1 protein-coding gene is annotated in these 532 nt (G+C 65.0%); it reads left to right on the top strand.

The window, feature by feature from the left end; genetic code table 11:
• Positions 1 to 275: 275 nt before the first annotated feature.
• The coding region (locus BCY78_RS24275; RefSeq protein ID WP_304441990.1) for an AfsA-related hotdog domain-containing protein at positions 276 to 532 on the top strand (257 nt) is incomplete at its 3' end.

The raw sequence follows: 532 nt of genomic DNA, 5'->3' as shown, positions 1-532 counted from the left end.
CTCCAGGATCGCCTCGCGGGTCACCTCTGCCCGCTCTTGCCGTGCTCTCGCCACTTCCCGCTCCTGTCCGCCGCGATGCGGATGGTGGTCTTCCATCCTCCCGGCCATCACCGCAGCTACCACTGATGGCAATCTTCCTTCCTCTTGCCAAAAAAAACCAGCCACCTAGTACGCTATAGCTCGCTCCATGAGAGATTCCCGGGCCGCGTTGCCCGACGTTTGTCCTGCTCAAGCCATGTAATGCCGCGAATCGCGCACATGCCAGGAGGCCAAGGATGACCGTAGCCATACAAGCCGACCGCCCGGATTTCCTGGAGATCGAGGGTGACGAGTCAGGGCTCTTCGACCAGGCTGTTCCCCGGGCGCTGGTGCACCGGGCGGCGATATCGGAGGTGCTGCTGACGGGGGTCAGATCCGGTGGGGGCGACCGCCTCCGCATGGGAGCGCAGTGGTCGCGCGGCCACAGCTACTACGGTGCCGTCGCCGGTCGGTGGCACGATCCGATGCTCTTCGCGGAGGCCATGCGCCAGGC

This window comes from Pararhodobacter sp. CCB-MM2, from assembly GCF_001691415.1.
In the GTDB taxonomy this organism is placed as follows: Bacteria; Pseudomonadota; Alphaproteobacteria; order Rhodobacterales; family Rhodobacteraceae; genus Pararhodobacter.
Note: the sequence above shows the minus strand (reverse complement) of the source record. Positions and strands in the feature narration are given on the sequence as shown.